Annotated in this window: 2 protein-coding genes, 3 tRNA genes and 2 pseudogenes; 4 read left to right on the forward strand and 3 right to left on the reverse strand. The window is 65.4% G+C overall.

Annotated elements, in window-relative coordinates; all coding sequences use genetic code 11:
• Window positions 1-570, reverse strand: a pseudogene (locus AC1VAN_RS13860) (ribonuclease R); the annotation flags it as partial.
• A 128-nt stretch (window positions 571-698) separates the two neighbouring features.
• On the opposite strand from AC1VAN_RS13860, the gene AC1VAN_RS13865 reads away from it, so the two are divergent.
• Together AC1VAN_RS13865 and AC1VAN_RS13870 are read left to right on the forward strand one after the other, a co-directional pair.
• Window positions 699-783, forward strand: a tRNA-Leu gene (locus AC1VAN_RS13865).
• A 159-nt stretch (window positions 784-942) separates the two neighbouring features.
• Window positions 943-1,029: transfer RNA gene (locus tag AC1VAN_RS13870), tRNA-Leu, on the forward strand.
• A 60-nt stretch (window positions 1,030-1,089) separates the two neighbouring features.
• Here the strand turns inward: AC1VAN_RS13870 and AC1VAN_RS13875 are convergent.
• Window positions 1,090-1,836 (reverse strand): sulfite exporter TauE/SafE family protein, encoded by a 747-nt coding sequence (locus AC1VAN_RS13875; RefSeq protein WP_032975820.1) that lies wholly within the window; start codon window positions 1,834-1,836, stop codon window positions 1,090-1,092.
• 96 nt (window positions 1,837-1,932) lie between these two features.
• On the opposite strand from AC1VAN_RS13875, the gene AC1VAN_RS13880 reads away from it, so the two are divergent.
• Together AC1VAN_RS13880 and AC1VAN_RS13885 are read left to right on the forward strand one after the other, a co-directional pair.
• The gene (locus AC1VAN_RS13880; protein WP_032975813.1) at window positions 1,933-2,844 is read left to right on the forward strand and encodes a LysR substrate-binding domain-containing protein; all 912 of its coding nucleotides are present in this window, start codon (window positions 1,933-1,935) and stop codon (window positions 2,842-2,844) included.
• A gap of 50 nt (window positions 2,845-2,894) precedes the next feature.
• Window positions 2,895-2,981 (forward strand) — tRNA-Leu (locus AC1VAN_RS13885).
• A gap of 188 nt (window positions 2,982-3,169) precedes the next feature.
• Here AC1VAN_RS13885 and emrB read toward each other — a convergent pair.
• A pseudogene (gene emrB / locus AC1VAN_RS13890) lies at window positions 3,170-4,098 on the reverse strand (multidrug efflux MFS transporter permease subunit EmrB); the annotation flags it as partial.

The raw sequence follows: 4,098 nt of genomic DNA on the forward strand, positions 1-4,098 counted from the left end.
GCGCATTTCATAGGGCGGCAGGAACAGATCGTCACCGCCCTCGACCGGGCGCAGGAAGCCGAACCCTTCCGGATTGGCGATCACCACGCCGGTGACCAGGTTCAACGTCTGGATGGGCGCGAAGCCGCCGCGGCGGTTCTGCACCAGCTGGCCGTCGCGGACCATGGCGCCAAGCCGGCGCGACAGCGCTTCGGCACGGTCCGGTGCGGTCAGGCCCAGGCGCGCGCCGAGTTCCTCAGCCGTCTGCGGCCCTTCGCAGCGTTCCAGCAGGGCCAGGATGGCCTCGCGGCTGGCAATGGGTTGTTCGTACTTTTCCGCTTCGCGGGAGGCGTAGGGATCATCGATCACCTTGCCCGCCGGTGGCAGCTTGCGACCCGTTGCCGGGCCCGGCGGCTCGGCGTTGCGGCGGCCACGCCCCGGAGGCGGTGCACCGCCTTCGGCCAGTGCGGGGAGCCAGCCCGGCAACGGCTTGCCCGGCTTGTTGTTGCGGGCAGTGCCCTGCTTGGTGCCCTTGTTGGGGGCTTCACTGCGGGACTTGCTCCCGCCCTTGCTTGGTTTTTTGGTAGTCATCGCCCTCCATGGTAGCCGCTGTGGGCGTGCAGAACGGGTCAGCGCCCGTCTTTGAACAATCGGGTGAAAAACGTTCACAAAATCGTTGACAGCCTGCGTGTTCATCTTCACAATTGCGCCTCTGGAACGCCCAGATGGCGGAATTGGTAGACGCACTAGTTTCAGGTACTAGCGGGTAAAACCGTGGAGGTTCGAGTCCTCTTCTGGGCACCAACGAAAAAACTCCTCGCTTCGGCGGGGATTTTTTTTGCCTGTAATCCGGCTGCCGCACCCATCCACGCATGGCGTGGATCTACTGAGCGCGTTGGACGCAGGAATTTCAGAAGGGTGTTGACACCTCCGTCACGGCACCCCATAATTCTCCTCCTCGACGCCCAGGTGGCGGAATTGGTAGACGCACTAGCTTCAGGTGCTAGCGGGGGCAACTTCGTGGAGGTTCGAGTCCTCTCCTGGGCACCATGTCGAGAATGAAAAACACCCGCGAAAGCGGGTTTTTTCTTGTCTGGCGTCCGGTCGGCATCACCACCACGAACGCAGCATCAGCTCCAGGCCCAGCAGCAGCAGGAAGCCGAGGAAGCAGGCACGGAACACGCGCGCACTGATGCGCTGGCGGATCACCTGCCCCAGCCACATGCCCAGCAGCGCCGGCAGCACCGCCAGCGCGCTCAATCCCAGTTGCTGCACGCCAAACGCACCGTTGAGCACCAGCCCGGTGGTCAGCGAGATCGTCGAGACGGTGAACGCCAGGCCCAGTGCCTGCACCAGCTCCTCGCGCTGCAGGCCCAGCGACTGCAGGTACGGCACCGCCGGCATGACGAACACGCCGGTGGCGCCGGTGACCACGCCGGACACCGCCCCGACCAGCGGCCCCAGCCAGCGCTCGCTCCGCTGCGGTACGCGGAACACCGGCGCCACCAGTGCGTACAGCGCATACACCACCAGCGCCACGCCCAACGCGGCGCGCGAGGCATCACGATCCACCCGTACCAGCAGCGCGGCCGAGCCCAGCGTCACCACCACCACGGACAGCATCATCGGCCACAGCCGCCGCAGGGTGCGGCCCAGTGATGGCCCGGACAGCAACTGCCAGGCATTGGTGACGAAGGTGGGAATGAACAGCATCGAGGCCGCCGCCACCGGCGACAACGCGCCGCCCAGCAATCCCATCGCCACCGTCGGCAGGCCCATGCCGGTCACGCCCTTGACCACCCCGGCCAGCACGAACACCACCACCAGCAACCCATAGAAGTATGTCGTCTCGTTCATGCCGCCATTGGAGCCGGCGCCGCAGGCGCGCACAATGCGGTCTTCCCGCCTGCGCCTTCGGACCAGCCGAAGGCAGGGCCGAGCGGAGCAAACGACATGCGCTTGGACATTGCCGATCTGCGCCTGTTCCTGGCGGTGGCCGAAGCCGGCAGCATCACCGCCGGCGCGATGGAGGCGAATCTGGCACTGGGATCGGCCAGCGAACGCCTGCGCGCCATCGAAACCGACGCTGGCACGGCGCTGCTGACCCGTCACCCGCGCGGCATCAGCCTCACCGAAGCGGGTGCCGCACTGGCCCATCACGCGCGCCTGATCCTGCAGCAGCAGGCGCAGCTGCGCGGCGAACTGCAGGCGTTCGCCCACGGTGCGCGCGGCACGCTGCACCTGTACGCCAACACCGCGGCATTGACCAACTACCTGCCCGCGCGGCTGGCCCCATGGCTGGCAGAGCGCCCTCGCCTGCGCGTGGAACTGCACGAACGCACCAGCAATGAAGTCGTGCGCGCGATCCGTGCCGGCCAGGCAGAGGCCGGCATCATCAGTGACGCCGTCCCCGCCGACGGGTTGCACCGCCATGTGGTTGCGGAAGACCCGCTGATGATGCTGCTGCCGGCTGGCCATCGCTTCGCCGCGCGACGCTCGCTCGACTTCAGCGATGTGCTGGGCGAGACCTTCGTTGCCCTGGCCGACGGCAATGCGCTGCAGACCTATATCGAAGAGCTGGCGGCAGAGGCCGGACGCACGCTCGACGTGCGCATCCGCATGAAGACCTTTGAAGGCCTGTGCACGATGGTGGGCCATGGCATCGGCGTGGGCATCGCGCCGCGCACGATCGCGCGGCAACATCGGCGGGCCACCGGCATCGTCGCCGTTGCACTCGGCAACGCATGGGCACAACGCCGGCTGTGCGCCGCGTTCGCCGACTGGAAATCGCTCTCGCCACCGATGCGCAGCCTGCTGCTGCATCTGGATGTGGACGCGGAAGCCGGTGCAGAAAAAAATGTGTGAAATGGTGTTGACACATATCCAGCCTTCCTGCAAAATTCTCCTCCTGAGTCGCCCAGGTGGCGGAATTGGTAGACGCACTAGCTTCAGGTGCTAGCGGGGGCAACTTCGTGGAGGTTCGAGTCCTCTCCTGGGCACCATGACTCAGACAATGATCAAACCCGCGCAAGCGGGTTTTTTCATGTCCGGTATTCGAAACGCGATCGCCTGCGCGGCAGTCCATCCACGCATGGCGTGGATCTACTGGAATTCGCATGCCTGCGTGGATGCACTGCAAACAAAAACCCCGCCTTCCGGCGGGGTTTTGTTTTTCAGCAACAGCGATCGATCAGTGCCCGCCACCGGCGGCGGCACCCGCGCCCGCACCGAAGGGCGGCTTGGCCAGCCACAGGAACGAGATGATCGCCAGGAAGATCCAGCCCAGCAGGAAGAAGATGTCGTTGAAGCCCATCTGCGATGCCTGGTGGTTGATCATGTTGTTCAGCACCGCCGCGCCATGTTGCAGGTCGCCCTGCCCCATCGCCGCCACCTGGTCCTGCATGCCCGGCTGATAGGCCGAAATGTGCTCGGTCAGGTCCGCGTGATGCACCTGCGTGCGACGCGCCCACAGCCAGGTGGTCAGCGACGCCGCGAAACTGCCGCCCAGCGTACGCAGGAACGTGGCCAGGCCCGAACCGGCCGCGATCTCACGACCATCCAGGTCCGACAGCAGGATCTGCAGCACCGGCATGAAGAACAGCGCCACGCCGATGCCCATGATCAGCTGCACGCCGGCCACATGGTGGAAGTCCACCTGCAGGTTGAAACCCGAACGCAGGAAGCTGGTCATCGACAGCACCACGAACGCGATGGTGGCCAGCATGCGCATGTCGAAACGCGATGYGTACTTGCCCACGAACGGGGTCATGATCACCGGCAGTACACCGATCGGGGCTGTTGCCAGACCGGCCCAGATCGCGGTGTAGCCCATGTCGCGCTGCAGCCACTGCGGAATCAGCAGGGCCACGCTGAAGAACGCCGCGTAGGCCACCACCATCGCCAGCGTACCGGCACGGAAGTTGCGGTGCCGGAACAGCTTCAGGTCGACGATCGGGTCCTTGTCGGTCAGCTCCCAGATCAGGAACACGGTCAGCGCCACCACGGCAACGCAGGCCAGTACCACGATCTTCATCGACGAGAACCAGTCTTCGTCGTTGCCCAGGTCGAGTACCAGCTGCAATGCGCCCACGCCGATCACCAGGGTGACCAGGCCGACGT

This window comes from Stenotrophomonas sp. 05L44_2 (assembly GCF_056665995.1).